The organism is Candidatus Pantoea deserta (assembly GCF_003813865.1).
Classification (GTDB): Bacteria; Pseudomonadota; Gammaproteobacteria; order Enterobacterales; family Enterobacteriaceae; genus Pantoea; species Pantoea deserta.
Map to the genome: position 1 here is coordinate 425,906 of NZ_RMVG01000001.1, position 16,441 is coordinate 442,346.

The following is a 16,441-nucleotide window of genomic DNA, read 5'->3' on the forward strand; positions in this document are numbered from 1 at the left end:
CCCTGATGGTCAGAGCGCCAGCAGCGTCTCTGTTTGATTAACAACGACACTTTTTTCCGCCGCGCTGGAAGAGTTACCGCCTGTTCCTGCCGCCTGTGCAGCGCTCTCTTTTTTTTCCGCTGCTTTAAGCAATCTTGTCGATAAAATAATACCGGTATGGACGCCTTGCAGCGCATCAAGCCTGGAGCTTTTTGTTACCGAATGAAGAATGGCGGCATCCTCTATACGCAGCTGACAGATAAGTCTGTCCGTGGATGCCAGCCGAATAAGCTGCGACAGCGGTAAATCTTCGATCATGTCAATAACATCGTTACTCATGCCAAGCATAAAACTGGCGGCGTAGCGATCCTGCTTTATCAGACGCTGAGCAAGCAATAAATAAGAAAGATTTAACACAAAGATACTTTGCAACCGTTCCTCATAGCTGATCATCCCTGTCTGGATCATATTCATACTCGCCTGTTATCTCCTGCGTTATTGCCAAACATGCCCGTCCGTTGCAATCGACGCGCAAGAGTCTGGCTAACTGTGTAAATCTAAACGCGCGCGTAAACGTTTAATGGTCTGACTATGAAGCTGGCTGACCCGCGTTTCGGTGACGCCAAGAATATAGCCAACCTCTTTCATATTAAGTTCCTGCTGGTAATAGAGATTAAGCAGCAGCTGTTCCCGCTCTGGCAGATTTTTAATTTCCTGGCTGATTTGCGTAGACAGTCGCGCGAATAGCGTTTCATTCAGGGGATTTAACGCCTCATGCGCGCTGTCTGGCTGTTCGAAACTGTCGCCATACTCCTCCCGGAGTTCATCCAGCGAGTAGATCTGACTGTTATTGCTTTCAGCCAGCATCGACTGATATTCAGCCAGCGAGACCCCCATCGCTTTTGCAATGTCGGCTTCAGAGGCCGCCGTTCCCGTTTCCTGCTCGATCCGCTGGATGGCGGCGGAAAGCTGACGGGCGTTGCTGCGTACGCGTCTTGGCACCCAGTCGCGCTCACGTAATTCATCAATCATCGCCCAGCGCACGCGCTGTCCCAGATAGGTGCTGAGCGCAATCCCCTTTTTCGCGTCGTAATGTTCAATCGCGTTAAGTAATCCGAGGACGCCCGCCTGAATAAGATCGTCAAGTTCAACGCAGGCAGGCAATCTGGCCTGTAAATTTAACGCCTCCCTGCGTACCCAATAACGATATTTTAACCACAGCTCATTTTTATTTATAATACCTTCTGGGGTATAAAGACCTTCCAAAATAAGTTATTCCAGCACAGTAAGACAGAATATTATTATTGTCGATCACCGTTCATTCAAATAGTGTGATAAGCAGAAATAAATAAGCCTACTTCTTCTTACGCCAGCCTTTTCCTGCGGCAATAAATAAACAACAGCATAGCGCTGTTGTTTATTTTTCATTTAACCCCGGCTTATATCAAAAACTCACCCAGTCGTCCTCAGCTTTCTTTTTGCTGATAACAGGCTCGCTGCTGGCTGCTGTTTTAACTCTTTTTACGTCCGCGCCCTCAATGGTGTTCATGGGCAAATCTCGCTGCAACGAGAACATCGACACCACGCTTTCCAGGTCGCGGGCATGCTCTTCAACGCTGCGCGCGACCCCAGCCGCCTGCTCCACCATGCTGGCATTTTGCTGAGTCACCAGATCCATCTCATTGACCGCCTGAGCGATCTGACTAATCCCTGTGCTCTGCTCATCGGAAGCAGAGGTAATTTCAGCCATAATGTCCGTTACCTGCGTAACCGACTTCACAACCTCTTCCATCGCCATATTAGCCAGCTCCACCTCCTGTGAACCCGTATTCATATTGGCGACGCAGACGTTGATTAACTGGCGAATTTCTTTTGCGGCATCCGCGCTGCGCTTCGCCAGGCTACGCACTTCACCGGCAACCACGGCAAAGCCACGGCCCTGTTCACCGGCGCGCGCGGCTTCTACCGCGGCGTTCAGCGCCAGGATATTGGTCTGGTTAGCGATGCTGTCAATGACGCCGTTGATGTCAGCAATTTGCCGTGAATTCTCGGTAATCTCGCGCATGATGCCGTCCAGATTACCCATAACGTCTCCCCCTTTTCTGGCGCTGCTGCTGGCGCCTTCAACCAGCTGCTTCGCGCTATGGGCGTTATCGGCGTTCTGCCGCACGGTGATTTTCAGCTCTTCCATGCTGGCTGCGGTCTGTTGCAGAGCGGAAGCCTGCTGTTCGGTGCGCGAAGAGAGATTGTTGTTGCTGCTGGCGATCTCCTGAGCGCTGCCGAAAATACTGGTTACGCCGCGGCGAATATCGGCAATCATTGCAGTGAGAGACAGACGCATCTTACCCAGCGCCGCCATCATTTCGCCGATTTCATCATTCGCGCCCGTTTCGACTTCTTTACTCAGATCCCCGGCGGCAATCATCGCAAAGGTTGCTTTAGCCTGTTCCAGACGTGCAAACAGCGCCCGCTTCAGCCACATACGCGCCAGAAGCACCATGATGATAGAAACCAACATAATAAAGCCAGCGGTATAGATCATGCGTAAGTTGATCTTATCCGCTTCATCCATATGTTTTTCAAGAATGTTATTCATGATCTGGCTATAGCGTTCACGATGAGTTTTAAGCTCGTCGCTAAGCTGATAGGCTTTTTGCTCTAACTCAATGGCGTTGGCAAAATTCGCATTGGGATCGGTAAGCTCATTTTTTGTTTTCGAGACAAAGGCTAACAAATTATTGTATGCCCTATAAACGTTCTCATTTTGCGCCTGCTCTTCTCTGGATAAGTCTGGCAGGTCTTTAAAAATCTTGTAACTGGCGTTTGCACTGGTTAATAAATGCGTAATATTTTCCAGCGTACTTTGCTCGACGCTGCGATTCACCGCGTTAGAATTTAATCTGTTCATCATCACCAGCCCGCTGGCGCTAACCAGATCGCTGGAGGCGCGATTTAACGCATCATGCTTTTGGGTGACGGTCAGGACGAAGTCTATTTCTTTGTCAAAACGGTCGCCGCTGGCTATCGTAAAAAAAGTAATGATCGCCATAAAGATAATAAATACGCACATCAGGACATTCGTCCCGGTTGAGATCTTCATATTTTTAAACATGTTAAACTGTACTCTCCCACATGACTTTACATTCTTTATAAATTTATTTATCAATGCCTGAATAAGCGAGACGACTTCATTTAACGAGGTAGTTAACTCACAAAATTAAAAATCGACATTTTTTGCATCGTCTGAAACACCATCATTGAAGAACTCAATGCGAATTCAGACATCTTCGACTGGGAAATCAGACTGATTTGCGTGTCGGGATCGGAACCCACTGTTTGCTGTAAGCGCGACTGAATCGTTATTTTTTGCGCATCCGCGCTGAAACCGAGCGACTCAATCTGTTGCAGGTTAGTACCGACCTCCGCCTGAATTTTGCCAAGATTATCTATATTGTGCTTCACGCTTATATTGACGCTGTCCAGCGTACTTTGCAGCGCCTGGCGATCCTCATCGTCTGTCACTGGCTGATTTAATGCGGCTATGGCTTTATCGAGCGATACCAGCAAATCGTCATCGGTGCCGCTCATAAACAGATCGGCTCCCGTATGGCCCACCTGCATTACAACGCTGTCACCCACTTTTTGCGTCATTGCCGTGTCGCCGCCCTGGTAGCCGCCATCCTCAGAAAAAGGCTCAGTACCCGTTTTATAGCCGGAAAAGATGTAGCGGCCACTGCTGTTGCGCGTATTGCCCAGGTCGCGCAAATTATCGCGAATCCCCTTTAGCTCTGTCGCAAGCGCCTGACGATCCTTATCGGAATAGGCGCCGTTGCCGCCTGCCACAATCTTTTCGGACAGGTTGCCGGTCAGAATATTGCTGATGCTGGTAAGCGTAGTGTCTTCCTGGCCCAGAGCATCCTGCGCGTAGGTCCGGGAGGTGTCATACTGGCTCATATTAGCCAGCGCCATTTGCAAGGTGACTGCCTGCGACGCGCCCGCAGGATCGTCTGAGGGTTTTAATAGCGTTTGGCCAGAAGACAGTCGGGTATAAATATCATTCCCACCTGCAATAGCTTTGGAAACGCTGTCGATATTATGCTGAAACATATAGTGAGTGCTCAGGCGCATCGCTACATCCTTTTCAAATTAATAACAGAGGCGACAATAATCATTTAATACTGAGAATGGTATCAAACAGGGTAGTAGCCGTTTGTAATACCTGGGAATTAGCCTGGTAATACTGCGTATACATTTGCAGGTTAATATATTCTTCATTAATATCGACGCCGGATACCGACTGCTGCTGTTCTTCCCACTGCGACGCCACGCTGGCGGCTGTCGTGCGACCGGAATTTAAGGCGGTCATAGAGGAGCCAACAGAACTCACCAGACTGGCATAAGCTTCGTTCAACGTGGCTTTACCGATGATCTGCTGATTCTTAATGTCGATCATCTTCATAATATTTTCGTTGTTGCTTACGTCGCTGGCATCCGCTGAACCTGACGCGGCAATATAGCCGCCGTCAGTAATGGCCACGCTAAGGGAGTCCGCCACGCCGGAAACGGGATTAAAGACAAAGCTGTCGTTAGCCTGCGGGGTGCCCTGTGGCTTTACCGTAATGCCCTCGAAGCTCAGCGAACCGTCATCGCCGACCGTTGGCGTAATTGTCCGGCCATCGCTGGTCGTCACGCTCCAGTCGCTGCTGGACGGTCCCTTGAAGGTCATGGTGTAGTCTTCGGCGCGGATTGCGCCGATATCCGTGCGTGAAATGTCCAGCGTGGCGTCGCTCTGGTTAGCCGTATTCGCTATCGCCTGCGGATCGGCCATGGCGAAGATGTCTACGCCCGCGTCGCCGTTGGCGTCATATCCGCCTTTGTTCACCTCGTTAAACTGGTTGGCCATTTGCAGGGCGAGCTGATTAAGCTGGTTACGCGCGTCAGTTAAATCGGTATTACGGAATTTGAACAGGCCGCCCAGGCTGCCGCCGCTCATCTTATCTTCATCGAGCAGCATGCTGTTGCCAGCAGCGTCAATGTAGGAGACGACGGTTTTATTCGGATTGTCAGCCGCAGGCTGTGCTTTGAGTTCACACACGCCGTCGCCATTGACCAGCGACAGACCGTTCGCCAGCGTCACGTCAACGCGGCCAGTGGTGCTGTTTTCATTTACCCTGATGCCCGTCAGTCCGCTAAGCTGGCTGAGCACCTGATCGCGCTGATCGAGCAGGTCCGCAGGCAAATTGCCGCTGGCCGCCTTTACTTTGGCCATTTCGCTGTTGAGTGAGGCGAGCTGTTTAGCGCAGGCGTTAATATCGTCAACGGTCTGGCTGATTTTTTTATTGGTGCTCTTCTCCAGCCCGTTTAACGTGCTGCTGTTACTCTGGTACTGATTAGCTATCGCTTTAAACTGTGACAGAACTTCCTGGCGCGCTGCCGTACTGACGGGATCGTGACTCACTTTTTCCATCGCGCCAAAGATATTGCCCAGGGTGACGGAGAGATTATTGGTGTCGTCGCCAAGCATATCGTCAATCTGACTGAGCTGCTGGTAGCGCCCATCCAGCGCCTGAAACTGCGACGTCGAGCCGCGAACCTGATTGTTCAGAAAGCTGTCATAGCAGCGCTTAACGTCATCTGTCTGCACGCCGTAACCAAAAAAACCGTAGCGTGTGGTTCTACCGCCAGCCTCTCCCAATATGATCTCCTGACGGCTGTAGCCGGTTGTCATGGCGTTGCTTAAATTATTTCCCACGACATTAAGAGCCGACTGAGCGGCGCTTAATCCACCCTGAGCGATATTAAATAGATTCATGGTTTAACCAACCTCATAATTAGGCACAAAGGCGCACGCAGGCCTGGAAATTTTTTGTCACTCTTATATATCGTGAGTTTCAGAAAAAACTAAAATCTCAGAAGCTAAAATAGCGCATCGAACGCGCCTTTATATTTCTCCGCCCCTTTAGCAATATTATTCTCAACATGCCTGACGATATTTATTAACTTATTCGCATAGTCAGGATCGGTTGCATAACCACTGGCCTGAAGGGCATGCGCCGCTTTTTCTACCGAATCACTATTAACGACGCGTTGATAGCGCGGATTATCGCGAATAAAGCGCGCATAATCGGTTAATGCCTCGGCATAACTCTTATAAACCCGGAAGGCGGCTTTTACTTTTGTCGCCACGCCGTTGATATATTCGGTCGTCAGAACAGAAGTGGTTTCCCCATTCCAGTCCGGCGTGGCCTTAATACCAAACAGGTTATGACTCGGTTTGCCGCTGCGGGTACGAATTTCGCGATTGCCCCATCCCGACTCCAGCGCCGCCTGAGCAATAATCAGCTGATGCGGAATACCGCTCCGCCGCGCCGCCTCTCTGGCGGGCAGCATCAGTCGCGAGACAAAGGCGTCGTTGTCCGCTGAACCTGCGCCGCCTGGGTTCCCCTGCCCGGCTTGCCCGCTGCGCTGTTCATTCACTGCCCTCAGTGAGCAGGGTAAGCCGTTTGCTATCTGCATCGCGATGGGCAGTTCCGGCTGAAGCGGGCTGCTGGCAGGTTTAGCGGATCCTTGCACCTGCCGCATAATCAGATCGGCAAATCCCAGCTTGCCCTGCGCGGCAATATCCTGTGAGATTTGCTGATCGTAGAGCGAGGTAAACATCTGCGATTGTTGATTATCAAACAGGCCGCCTTTAAACGAGGCGTCGCGCATGCTCTTCAGCATCATCTGGACAAACAGCCCTTCCATCTGCTGCGCCGCTGCTTTCAGGCCCTGCTGCGGCGACCGCTTCGCCGCCAGCTTCAGGCTATCAAGGCTGTGCAGATCGAAGGCCGCGCCGCCGGGCAGAACAGGCGCGCGCATTAGTCCGTCTCCAGACGCGCGTGCAGACAACCCGCGCTTTTCATCGACTGAAGAATCGACATCAGATCGTTCGGCGTCGCGCCCAGTCGATTCAGCGCACGCACCACGCTGTTAAGGTCGGCGCTGGTGTTGACCCGCTGTAACGAGCCGCCTTCTGAACGCACCGACACCTGCGTATTCGGCGCGACCACCGTCTGCCCGCCCGCCAGCGGCGTATCCGGCTGGCTCACCTGGTTGGTGCGCGACACCTCGACCGTCAGGTCGCCCTGGGCGACCGCGCAGGCATCCAGCATGACGTGACGATTCATCACCACGGAACCGGTGCGCGAGTTGATAATAATTCTGGCGTCGCCTGCGCCCGGCTTAACGGGAATATCCTGCACCGTTGCCAGAAAGCGAACGCGCGCGGCGCTGTCCTGAGGCGCATAAAGCCGGATGACGCGCGCATCTTCCGCCACGGCGGTGAGTGCGCCGAAGCGGCGATTAATTTCGTCGCTAATCTGCTGCGCGACCGAGAAGTCCTCGTCATTCAGTTGCAGCCTGAGCACGCTATCGCTGGCGAAGCTGGTGGCGATTTCCCGCTCTACCGTCGCGCCGCCGCTGATGCGCGCGCCGTTCAGCTGGTTGACCTGTACCCGGCTGCCGCCCCCCTGCGCGCCTGCGCCGGTAACCAGCAGGTTGCCCTGCGCCAGCGCGTAGATTTGATTATCAACCCCCTTCAGCGGCGTCATCAGCAGCGTCCCGCCGCGCAGGCTTTTGGCGTTGCCCATTGAAGAGACCACCACGTCGATTTTGTCGCCGGGGCGCGAAAACGCGGGCAGCTCGGCGGTCACCATTACCGCAGCCACGTTTTTCAGCTGCATATTGGTGCCGCTCGGCACCGTAATACCCAGCTGCGAGAGCATATTGCTCAGGCTCTGCGTGGTAAAAGGCGTCTGCATCGTCTGATCGCCGGTGCCGTCCAGGCCGACCACCAGACCGTAACCAATCAGCGAGTTGCTGCGCACGCCCTGCACCGTGGTCAGATCGCGAATGCGCTCGGCGTGCGTCATAAAGGAACAGAAGAACGTCAGGCTAAGACACAGCAGACGCAGTAAAGGAAACAAAGATGCGGTTTTCATGATCGCCGTATTAAAAGGGAGAAAGGTTAAGGAAAAGGCGTTGCAGCCAGCCCATTTGCTGCGCCTCGTTGATGTAGCCGTTGCCGACGTATTCGATGCGCGCGTCTGCCACCTGTGTCGATGCCACGGTATTACTGCCGCTGATGGTGCGGGGGTTCACCACCCCGGAGAAGCGGATAAATTCGGTGCCCTGGTTGATTTCGATCTGCTTCTCGCCCACCACCAGCAGGTTGCCGTTTACCAGTACCTTTTTCACGGTGACCGTCAGCGTGCCGCTAAAGGTATTTTTCGCCGCCGCGCCCCCTTTGCCGGAAAAGTCGTTTTTCCCGGAAATCGCGGTGTTGGCGCGGTCGCCGCCAAAGAGTCCGGCCAGGAACTTTGGCGTGGTATCAAAGGCAAGCGAGCCAGACCCGCCGCGCGTGGCGTTGGCCGAAGAGCTTTTGCTGGCGCTGACGTTTTCCTGCAACACGATGGTTAAAATATCTCCAACATTGCGCGGACGACGATCTTCAAACATCGGCTGGTAGCCGTAATTCATGGCCTGACCCGCCTGGAATATCGATCCGTTGATTTGCCCAGGCATAACCGGCGTCGGCTCGGCCGTGGTTTCTCCACGAACCAGAGGCTGATGCGGGATGTACGCGCAGCCGCCCAGGACAAACGCCAGCGCCAGCGTGCGCAGTGAGTGCAGAATATGAACAGGCGCGAGTAGGGACCTCGCGCAACCAGGCTTGTTGATCATGTGATAACCGGTATGGGGAAGCCGCGGCCCGCGTCAGGCGGCCGCGGTCAGGCTTAAAGATTCGATAAACGCTGTAGCATCTGATCGGACGTGGAGACGGCCTTACTGTTGATCTCATAGGCTCGCTGCGTCTGGATCATGCTCACCAGCTCCTCCGCGACATTGACGTTTGACGTCTCGACATAGCCCTGCCGCAGCGAGCCGCCGCCGTTGAGTCCCGGCGTGGTCTCATTCGGCGCGCCAGAGGACTGGGTTTCGCGGTAAAGATTTTCGCCAATACTCTCCAGCCCGGATTCATTGATAAAGGTGCTGAGCGTGAGCTGTCCCACCTGCTGCGGCGCCGTCTGACCCGGCACCGTGACGCTGACAATGCCGTCATTGCCGATGGTCAGAGACTGGGCATCCTGCGGAATCGTGATGGCGGGCTGCACCGGATAGCCGCTGGAGGTCACCAGCTGGCCATTCTGGTCAAACTGAAAAGAGCCATCGCGGGTATAGCCCGTGGTGCCGTCCGGCAGCTGGATTTGAAAAAAGCCGCCGCCCTGAATCGCGACGTCTTTGCTGTTGTTGGTTTGCGTCAGGCTTCCCTGGCTGTGAATGCGTTCAGTGGCGACAGGGCGCACGCCGGTGCCGATCTGCAAACCAGAAGGGATCGTGGTCTGTTCAGACGACTGCGCGCCGGGCTGACGCAGCGTCTGATAAAGCAGATCTTCAAACACCGCGCGCTGGCGTTTGTAGCCGTTGGTACTGACGTTCGCCAGGTTGTTGGAAATCACATCCATATTGGTCTGCTGTGCTTCCAGACCGGTTTTAGCAATCCATAAAGAGCGGATCATAATAGGTTCTCCTCGCCGTGCCTTAGCCCAGCGTTAGCAGCTGATTAGCGCTTTTCTCGTTGTCATCGACGGTGCTGATGATCTTCATGTGCATCTCGAAGCTGCGCGCAGTGGCGATCATATCCACCATGGTCTTGACCGGGCTGACGTTGCTGCTCTCCAGCATGCCGGGCATCAGGCGCAGGTCAGGATCGAGCGGCAGAGGCGCGCCGTTGCCATTAACATGGAACAGCCCGTCATCCTCCATATGCAGCGCCTCCGCCGAAGCGTTGACCATCTTTACCCGGCCGACCTGCGCCAGCGATTTCGGTTCGTCGCCTGCGCCAAGCGCGGTAAGCGTGCCATCGGGACCAATGGTGATCTTTGACTGAGGCGGAACGCTTAGCGGGCCGCCATCGCCGAGCAGCGGCAACCCACGCACGCGCAGCATCCCTTCGCTGTCGACTTCGATATTGCCGTCGCGCGTATAGCCTTCGCCGCCATCAGGCAGCTGCACGGCCAGCCAGCCATCTTTCGGCAGGGCGACATCAAGATCGCGGTCGGTCTGATGCACCGCGCCCATCGTCGTGTCGTTGTAGGGGGTCGATTCCGTCACCAGCGTGCGGGTCGGCACCGACGGGCCGTTGACCGGCACCGCGCGGTAGGCCATCAGCTGCGCGCGAAAGCCCGTTGTCGATGCGTTGGCCAGATTGTTCGCCGTTATCGCCTGGCGATTGAGCGCCGCATTCGCCGCGCCCAGAGCGGTATAGATCGCGCGATCCATAATAAGCGCCCGTTATCCCAGGTTAACCAGCGTCTGCAACAGCTCAGACTGGGTTTTAATGGTCTGTGAGTTGGACTGATAGTTACGCTGGTAAATGATCATGTTGACCATCTCTTTACTCAGATCCACGTTAGAGGCTTCCAGCTTGTTGCCGTACAGCGTGCCCAGATTGCCCGACCCGGAGATGCCGGTCACCGGCTGTCCTGATTCCGGCGTTTCAATCCAGCAGTTGTTGCCCTGAGAAGAGAGTCCGCCGGGGTTGGTAAAGTTGCTCAGCACCACCTGACCCAGCAGCTGCTGCTGTCCATTACTGTACGAGGCGATGACCTGGCCGTTATCGCCTACGGTATAGCCATTCATCAGACCTGGCGCATAGCCGGTGGTGGTCGGGCTATTCATGGCGGTGTCGGACGCCTGCTGGGTCATCCCCGTCAGATCGAAGTCGAAATTCAGCGCCTCACCGCCCTGATAGGACGCGCCCTGCACGTTCAGCTTTACCGGACTGGTCGCCAGCTGACCTGAGGTGTCAAATTGCAGCGTAGTCTGCTGATAGCTGTCGCCCGGCGCAGTGGCATCGCGGGAGTAAGCCGTCCACTGGTTATCCGCCGTTTTGACAAAGTAGACATTGATGGTGTGTTTATTGCCCAGGCTGTCATAGGCGTCGGCCTGCGTCACCGAGCTGTAGCTGGTGTTGTCGCTGGGATCGAAGGTTGTGTTGGTGACAACCGGCGTGCCGGAATCGAGGTTGCCATTCAGCGTACCGCTGTCTGACGCGCGAGCCGGCATCTGGCTTGTCGGGATCTGGATGGGGCCAACGGCCGCGCCGGGCTGAATAGCGGGCGGCGTGCCGGTAGCCTGATAACCCGTCAGAAACATGCCCTGATTGTTAATGATGTAGCCGTTAGCATCGGTTTTGAACTGCCCGTTACGGCTGTAGAACACACGTCCGGCCTCGTTAACCAGTCGAAAAAAACCGTTGCCCTGGATCCCCATATCCAGGCTGCCGGTTCCGGCCCCCAGCACCCCATCGGTAAAGCTCTGGTTAACGCCGGCAACCTGCACGCCCATCCCAACCTGCGAACCGGCAAACACATCGGCAAAGGCGACAGAACCTGACTTAAAGCCCACGGTTTGTGAGTTAGCGATATTGTTACCTACGACGTCCAGCGCCTGAGAGGCCGCATTCAAGCCGCTAAGACCTTGTGAGAAGCTCATTGCTGTTATTCCTGAAAGCTAAAAATTATGCGATTTCGTAAACCTGACCGAGCGTGGCGCTGCCATCGATGCCCAGCTGCAATACGGAACCGGATGACGAGAAAGAGACGCTCTCGACCTGCGCCTGTTTCAGCGCCACAATACCGGGCGTGTCGCCACTGCCGTTTGTTGCGGAAAAAGAGACGGTGAACTGGCTGTCTGCTGGCGGCGCGCTGGGCTGGAAGTTACTCATATCATCCAGGCTGTAGTGATGGATGCCGGCTTTGACGTTGTTCAGCTCTGCCTGGTAGGCGTTGCCCTCTTTGTCGGTCAGGGTCACCTCCACCTTGTCGGCATCGCTGTCCAGCGAGAAGGCGAACGCTTTGTTAGCCCCGTCCGCGTCGCTGGTGTTGACCACTGGATTGCCTTCGATCATCACGTTGCGGCCTACCCACCCTGCCGCATTCATCGCCGCGCTCATCTGCTGCATATTGGCGACCAGCGTGCCAACATCATTAAGGGTGCTATTCAGCTTTTCGACGCCCGCCGCAGTGTTGAACTGCGCCAGCTGCGACGTCATCTGGTTATTGTCCATGGGATTGGTGGGATCCTGGTTTTGCATCTGCGCCACCAGCAGCGTCATGAAGTTGTTCATCAGATCCTCTGCGCTGGTGCCGCTGCTGGTTCCGCTGTCGGCCGTAGCGGCCTTGAGCGCCGCGCCGCTGCGCGCGCTGCCCATTACTGGCGTAACTGCCATGGTGTTTTTCCTTTATTGACCAAGCGTAAGGGTTTTAAGCATCAGATTTTTCGCTGTGTTCATGACATCGACGTTGGCCTGATAGCTGCGCGATGCCGAGATGGTGTTAACCATTTCGCCCGCGACGTCGACATTCGGCATATGCAGATAGCCTTTGCTGTCCGCCAGCGGGTTGCCGGGCGAGTAAACCAGCCGATCCGGCGCATTGCTCTCCACCACATCGCTGACGCGCACGCCGCCGATCGCCTGGTCCGGTGCGCCGTCGACCTGAAAAATCACCTCTCTGGCGCGGTAGGGTTTGCCGTCCGGCCCGGCAACGCTGTCGGCATTCGCCATATTGCTGGCGCTGACGTTCAGCCGTTTAGACTGCGCCGCCATCGCTGAACCGGAAATATCAAAAACAGAAAACAGTGACATAATCGTTATTAGCCCTGATTAATGACGCTCATCATATTTTTTATTTGCGTGCCGAGAATCGTTAATCCCGACTGATAACGAATGCTGTTATCGGCGAAATTAACGCGCTCCCGGTCCATATCAACCGTATTTCCGTCAGCCGCAGGCTGATCGGGTACGCGATATAACAACATGGCGTCATCCAGCGCCGAGGCGCTGGCTGCAATATGGCGGCCGGAAGTAAAGGTTAATGCCAGCGGACCGCTATTTTTTTCGCGCTCAACCGCCGATTTTAATTGCGCCGAAAAATCAATATCTCTGGCGAGATACCCCGGCGTATCAGCATTAGCGACGTTAGACGCCAGAATAGTCTGGCGTTTATTAAGTAGAGTCAACGCCTCCTGCTGAAAGCGCAACTCTCTGTCGAGTTTATCGAGCATAAACAGCTTATTCTCGTCTGTCGGAAAGGATAACTGGCGTGCATCTTAGATGAGAGCAAATAAATTCTATACTTTAAAAAGTAATCAGAAGCAGCCTTACTTGACTGCTTTACGTTAATGCTACAAAAAAGTAATAAACAATAAAGCTAAACGCGCACAGTTATGCCGTTATTTCCCCGTCTTTGAAAACAGCCATATCAAGTAAAATTATTGTGTCCCTGGAAACAACAGAGAACAGGCCTGTGCGTTTTAATAATTTATTTTCTTTTAATCACGATAATCAGCATTTGTTAAACAAGCGGTCGCTATTCTCCTTGTTTATCTTTTTTCTGGGGCTAAATATGGTTTTGCCTGCGCGGGCCGACGACGCCGCGCTGAAAACGCGCATCGCTGCGCTCTTTAATCAGAGTGAACTCTTGCCGCCGCAGGCCAACCCGGTTCTGAACCTGACGCTGCTGACCCCGCCGGCGCAGCTGGCGACGCTGTGCGCGACGCCCGCGCTTTCCCTGAGTGGTCCCCTTAACCGCCTGTCCGGGTTGCACAGCATCATCGCGCGCTGTGACGCCCGGCGCCGGTTTATCCAGGTGAGACTTGAGGTGATGGCAACCTGGTGGCAGGCCGCGCGCGCGATTCAGCCGGGCCAGACGGTTATGCGCGACGATATTCGCGCGCAGCGCGGCTCCCTTGCGCACGCGCCTGCCGGCCTGCTCTTCGAGGCTCAGCGCATTATCGGTCGCGTCGCCCTGCGCACGATTCGCCCTGGCGAACCGCTGACAGAGCGCCAGCTACGCCAGCAGTGGATGATTAAGGCCGGTCAGAAGGTAGACATCCTGTATATCGGTAACGGTTTTCGCATCAGCGCCAGCGGCAAGGCGCTGGATAATGCAGCCCTGAATGCGCATCTGCGTATCCAGTCTGCGTCGGGACAGATTATTACCGCGACGGCTATCGCAGTGGGCAAAGCCCAGGTGACGGTGGATAATCCTGACGCAGCAAGATAATTTTGCTTTTGGCTTTAGTGATTTCCCTCCCGACCGATAGTTTACTAAAGGGATCAGATCACCATTACCACCACTGTCGAGGATCATGATGAGCATAGACCGCACGCAGCAAATTACGGCCACGTCACTGCCAGAACTTCATCAGGAAATGACAAAACGCACGGATAAGAGTTCAGCACAGCACGCCTCGTCCTCCAGCCATGCTCGCGCCTGTACCCGCGTCAGCCTGAGTAATCAGGTCAGTGATTTACAGTCAGATACGACGCAAGACATAAATTATAGCCGTCTGGAAAGCATTAAATCCGCGCTGGCCGCGGGCGAACTCCCTATTGATACCGATAAAATTTCGCAATCCCTTGTGCAGGAAATGTTTCAACTTTCTTAACCGAAACGCAATAAACAATGAATAACTTACGTGATACGCTGAATACCATGCAACAGCTGCTTGAGGAGCTGAAAACCGTCCTGACCGAAGAATTGAATCAGTTACAGCGCCCTCAGGTTAACCCTGTCTCACTTCAGATGCTGTCTGATAATAAAAGTCGACTGCTTGCCGCCATCGGTTTTTACGATGAGCAGCGCAAAACAGAAGAGAAGCAATTAAATATCTCAGCGCCCTATGGTCTGCATCCCGATTTAAAACGCCGGTGGGACAGCTTAACGGCTACGGTTCGCGTGACAAAAGAGATGAATATAAACGCCTACCCTTTAATTGAATTACAGATGAAGAAAGCGGCCATGCTAAAGAAAATGGTCAGTAAGGCGGGCTCAGCCTCCTCGCTCTATAGCGCGGATGGCAAGACGCAGGAAAGTCCGAAAGGCAAGGCCTACAATATCAATATTTAATAAACAGCCAGACCGCGCTCCGCTGCTAATGAAATTTAGCACTGCGCGCCGACAATAAAGAGGCTCAGCGACAAGCACCGCATTCATTTTTATCCTGTCGCGCTTATATCGCATTATGTTATATCGCTGTAATCGCTGATATGCGCACAATCATGGCCGCTTATTGCCTGAATCATTTCGATTCGGGCGGACTAAAAGTCATTTAAAATAGACGCTCTCTATTTATGGCGGAACAAAATAAGTGACGAAACCTCTCCTGCGCAGCGGCAGCAAAGATGACTTTTGCGCGCTGGGCGAAAACGGCCAAAGTCTGTTTGAATTAGCGCAGCAAATACGTGAAACCTTACGCCTGCGTAAACAGCACGCGCTATTTAACTCTCTGGCGGTGCCTCAGCTCAATGAGACGAATAATCGCGTTAACTGGTTCGCGCCGCAGGAAGGCGAGGTTATTCCCTGGGCGGCGGCCAGCGCCGAGCAACAGCGCGCCGCGCTGGCGCATCTGGAAACCTGCGCCGCAGCAATAGCCACGCTGGCGCAGCAGTTCAGTCAGTCTCAGGATGCCACCGCGCAGCTGTTTGCCGCGCTACTGCCAAACATTATGCGCTTTCCCGGCAGTCAGTTTGTCTATCTGGTTGAGGGCATGCCGGTTATCACGTTCTGGGGATTCACCCCTTTTGGCGCAGAGCCTGAGCAAGAGGCGCTGGCTCCGCTGCGCGCCGCCTTAAAAGCCGAGCCAGAGCCGGAGCCAGCTGCCGAAGCCTGCGCGCCTCTTCTGCCACAGCGGGAAGAGGAGGACGAAGCAATAGTGGTGTCATTGCGCCAGCAGCCGATCGCCGATGTCGCGACGGTCGCAGAGACCGCGCCGACAGGCCGTGCGCCCGCGCGTATGGCCCGCTGGGCGCTGACGGGGGCGTTCTTTGCCCTGTGCGGCGCGCTGCTGTTCTGGCCAGGATGGCATGCGCTGCGCCGTCCAGGCCTGACGCCGCTTCAGGCCGCTTCTCCCCAGTCCGCTGCCGCGCCGGCACTGCCTGAACTGAATAACATTCAGCTACCTCTGGTTGCCTCCAGGCTAAAGCTGCCTGCGACTGTCGTGCCGCCCCGCGCTGAGGCGGTGCCGCCGCCAGACGCATTACAACTTCCTGCCGACGATGTCCGGACAGGGTCAACCCGCTTTTTTCAAGGCAAATGGCGTCTCTCTCCCCTTGAGCATGCCAGTGCGCTGCCGGGCATCGCCGGTTTTCGCCTGACCGTCGGGCGCGAGGAGAGTCAGGCACAGCTGACTACGGTTTCTAACGCTCACTGCCAGGCCAGCATTAAATTTGGCCTGATGCAATCCGGCAATCTGGTCGTCAAAAGTTACAGCAGGGCGAAATGTTCCGACGGCACGCGACTCGCCGTGCCAGACGTCATTTGTAACCGCAACGCAGAAGGGATCACGCTCTGCAATGCCGATTATGGCGATGGCCTGCCGATAGCGATTAGCGTGCGCAAGGTAAAGGAATAAC

At 54.6% G+C, this 16,441-nt stretch carries 18 protein-coding genes; 4 read left to right on the top strand and 14 right to left on the bottom strand.

Annotation, left to right across the window (positions count from 1 at the left end; translation table 11 throughout):
• Positions 1–9: 9 nt before the first annotated feature.
• From flhD to flgB, 14 genes are all read right to left on the bottom strand, one after another.
• Entirely contained in the window at positions 10–453 is a 444-nt protein-coding gene (flhD, locus tag BBB56_RS02005; protein WP_370661845.1) for a flagellar transcriptional regulator FlhD, read from the bottom strand.
• A gap of 69 nt (positions 454–522) precedes the next feature.
• A complete protein-coding gene (locus tag BBB56_RS02010) occupies positions 523–1,245 on the bottom strand; it encodes an RNA polymerase sigma factor FliA (protein WP_123798296.1) in 723 nt (240 codons plus the stop codon).
• A gap of 178 nt (positions 1,246–1,423) precedes the next feature.
• Complete coding sequence (locus tag BBB56_RS02015) at positions 1,424–3,079, bottom strand: methyl-accepting chemotaxis protein (protein ID WP_233592969.1); 1,656 nt, start codon at positions 3,077–3,079, stop codon at positions 1,424–1,426.
• A 104-nt stretch (positions 3,080–3,183) separates the two neighbouring features.
• A complete protein-coding gene (flgL, locus tag BBB56_RS02020) occupies positions 3,184–4,107 on the bottom strand; it encodes a flagellar hook-associated protein FlgL (RefSeq protein ID WP_123798300.1) in 924 nt (307 codons plus the stop codon).
• Positions 4,108–4,147: 40 nt separating this feature from the next.
• Entirely contained in the window at positions 4,148–5,791 is a 1,644-nt protein-coding gene (gene flgK / locus BBB56_RS02025; protein ID WP_123798302.1) for a flagellar hook-associated protein FlgK, read from the bottom strand.
• A gap of 104 nt (positions 5,792–5,895) precedes the next feature.
• Complete coding sequence (gene flgJ, locus BBB56_RS02030; RefSeq protein WP_123798304.1) at positions 5,896–6,840, bottom strand: flagellar assembly peptidoglycan hydrolase FlgJ; 945 nt, start codon at positions 6,838–6,840, stop codon at positions 5,896–5,898.
• Positions 6,840–7,961, bottom strand: coding sequence for a flagellar basal body P-ring protein FlgI (locus tag BBB56_RS02035; RefSeq protein ID WP_123798306.1), 1,122 nt, complete (start codon positions 7,959–7,961; stop codon positions 6,840–6,842). Before BBB56_RS02035 ends, flgJ begins: the two co-directional genes overlap by 1 nt.
• Positions 7,962–7,971: 10 nt before the next feature.
• A complete protein-coding gene (locus BBB56_RS02040) occupies positions 7,972–8,703 on the bottom strand; it encodes a flagellar basal body L-ring protein FlgH (RefSeq protein ID WP_123798307.1) in 732 nt (243 codons plus the stop codon).
• A 53-nt stretch (positions 8,704–8,756) separates the two neighbouring features.
• Positions 8,757–9,539, bottom strand: a complete 783-nt coding sequence (gene flgG / locus BBB56_RS02045; RefSeq protein WP_123798309.1) for a flagellar basal-body rod protein FlgG — start codon at positions 9,537–9,539, stop codon at positions 8,757–8,759.
• Between the two features lie 22 nt (positions 9,540–9,561).
• The gene (locus BBB56_RS02050) at positions 9,562–10,302 is read right to left on the bottom strand and encodes a flagellar basal body rod protein FlgF (RefSeq protein ID WP_123798311.1); all 741 of its coding nucleotides are present in this window, start codon (positions 10,300–10,302) and stop codon (positions 9,562–9,564) included.
• A gap of 12 nt (positions 10,303–10,314) precedes the next feature.
• Positions 10,315–11,517 carry a flagellar hook protein FlgE gene (gene flgE / locus BBB56_RS02055; RefSeq protein ID WP_123798313.1) on the bottom strand — a complete coding sequence of 401 codons (1,203 nt, stop codon included), beginning with the start codon at positions 11,515–11,517 and terminating at the stop codon, positions 10,315–10,317.
• A 25-nt stretch (positions 11,518–11,542) separates the two neighbouring features.
• Positions 11,543–12,253, bottom strand: a complete 711-nt coding sequence (locus tag BBB56_RS02060; protein WP_123798315.1) for a flagellar hook assembly protein FlgD — start codon at positions 12,251–12,253, stop codon at positions 11,543–11,545.
• Positions 12,254–12,265: 12 nt separating this feature from the next.
• Complete coding sequence (gene flgC, locus BBB56_RS02065) at positions 12,266–12,670, bottom strand: flagellar basal body rod protein FlgC (protein WP_123798317.1); 405 nt, start codon at positions 12,668–12,670, stop codon at positions 12,266–12,268.
• Between the two features lie 8 nt (positions 12,671–12,678).
• On the bottom strand, positions 12,679–13,089 hold the full coding sequence (gene flgB, locus BBB56_RS02070) for a flagellar basal body rod protein FlgB (RefSeq protein WP_123798319.1): 411 nt from the start codon (positions 13,087–13,089) through the stop codon (positions 12,679–12,681).
• 341 nt (positions 13,090–13,430) lie between these two features.
• On the opposite strand from flgB, the gene flgA reads away from it, so the two are divergent.
• The 4 genes from flgA to BBB56_RS02090 all read left to right on the top strand — a co-directional run bounded on the left by flgA (position 13,431) and on the right by BBB56_RS02090 (position 16,440).
• Positions 13,431–14,090, top strand: coding sequence for a flagellar basal body P-ring formation chaperone FlgA (gene flgA / locus BBB56_RS02075; RefSeq protein WP_123798321.1), 660 nt, complete (start codon positions 13,431–13,433; stop codon positions 14,088–14,090).
• 88 nt (positions 14,091–14,178) lie between these two features.
• Complete coding sequence (flgM, locus tag BBB56_RS02080; protein WP_255420526.1) at positions 14,179–14,475, top strand: flagellar biosynthesis anti-sigma factor FlgM; 297 nt, start codon at positions 14,179–14,181, stop codon at positions 14,473–14,475.
• Positions 14,476–14,492: 17 nt separating this feature from the next.
• Complete coding sequence (locus BBB56_RS02085; RefSeq protein ID WP_123798324.1) at positions 14,493–14,936, top strand: flagella synthesis protein FlgN; 444 nt, start codon at positions 14,493–14,495, stop codon at positions 14,934–14,936.
• Between the two features lie 241 nt (positions 14,937–15,177).
• Positions 15,178–16,440, top strand: coding sequence for an SrfA family protein (locus tag BBB56_RS02090; protein ID WP_123798326.1), 1,263 nt, complete (start codon positions 15,178–15,180; stop codon positions 16,438–16,440).
• Position 16,441 lies beyond the last annotated feature (1 nt).

Bases quoted from the DNA above. Each gene is read 5' to 3' on its own strand.
- flhD (WP_370661845.1), bottom strand. From the start codon at position 453: ATGAATATGATCCAGACAGGGATGATCAGCTATGAGGAACGGTTGCAA.
- BBB56_RS02015 (WP_233592969.1), bottom strand. From the start codon at position 3,079: ATGAAGATCTCAACCGGGACGAATGTCCTGATGTGCGTATTTATTATC.
- flgL (WP_123798300.1), bottom strand. From the start codon at position 4,107: ATGCGCCTGAGCACTCACTATATGTTTCAGCATAATATCGACAGCGTT.
- flgK (WP_123798302.1), bottom strand. From the start codon at position 5,791: ATGAATCTATTTAATATCGCTCAGGGTGGATTAAGCGCCGCTCAGTCG.
- flgJ (WP_123798304.1), bottom strand. From the start codon at position 6,840: ATGCGCGCGCCTGTTCTGCCCGGCGGCGCGGCCTTCGATCTGCACAGC.
- BBB56_RS02035 (WP_123798306.1), bottom strand. From the start codon at position 7,961: ATGAAAACCGCATCTTTGTTTCCTTTACTGCGTCTGCTGTGTCTTAGC.
- BBB56_RS02040 (WP_123798307.1), bottom strand. From the start codon at position 8,703: ATGATCAACAAGCCTGGTTGCGCGAGGTCCCTACTCGCGCCTGTTCAT.
- flgG (WP_123798309.1), bottom strand. From the start codon at position 9,539: ATGATCCGCTCTTTATGGATTGCTAAAACCGGTCTGGAAGCACAGCAG.
- BBB56_RS02050 (WP_123798311.1), bottom strand. From the start codon at position 10,302: ATGGATCGCGCGATCTATACCGCTCTGGGCGCGGCGAATGCGGCGCTC.
- flgE (WP_123798313.1), bottom strand. From the start codon at position 11,517: ATGAGCTTCTCACAAGGTCTTAGCGGCTTGAATGCGGCCTCTCAGGCG.
- BBB56_RS02060 (WP_123798315.1), bottom strand. From the start codon at position 12,253: ATGGCAGTTACGCCAGTAATGGGCAGCGCGCGCAGCGGCGCGGCGCTC.
- flgC (WP_123798317.1), bottom strand. From the start codon at position 12,670: ATGTCACTGTTTTCTGTTTTTGATATTTCCGGTTCAGCGATGGCGGCG.
- flgB (WP_123798319.1), bottom strand. From the start codon at position 13,089: ATGCTCGATAAACTCGACAGAGAGTTGCGCTTTCAGCAGGAGGCGTTG.
- flgA (WP_123798321.1), top strand. From the start codon at position 13,431: ATGGTTTTGCCTGCGCGGGCCGACGACGCCGCGCTGAAAACGCGCATC.
- flgM (WP_255420526.1), top strand. From the start codon at position 14,179: ATGAGCATAGACCGCACGCAGCAAATTACGGCCACGTCACTGCCAGAA.
- BBB56_RS02085 (WP_123798324.1), top strand. From the start codon at position 14,493: ATGAATAACTTACGTGATACGCTGAATACCATGCAACAGCTGCTTGAG.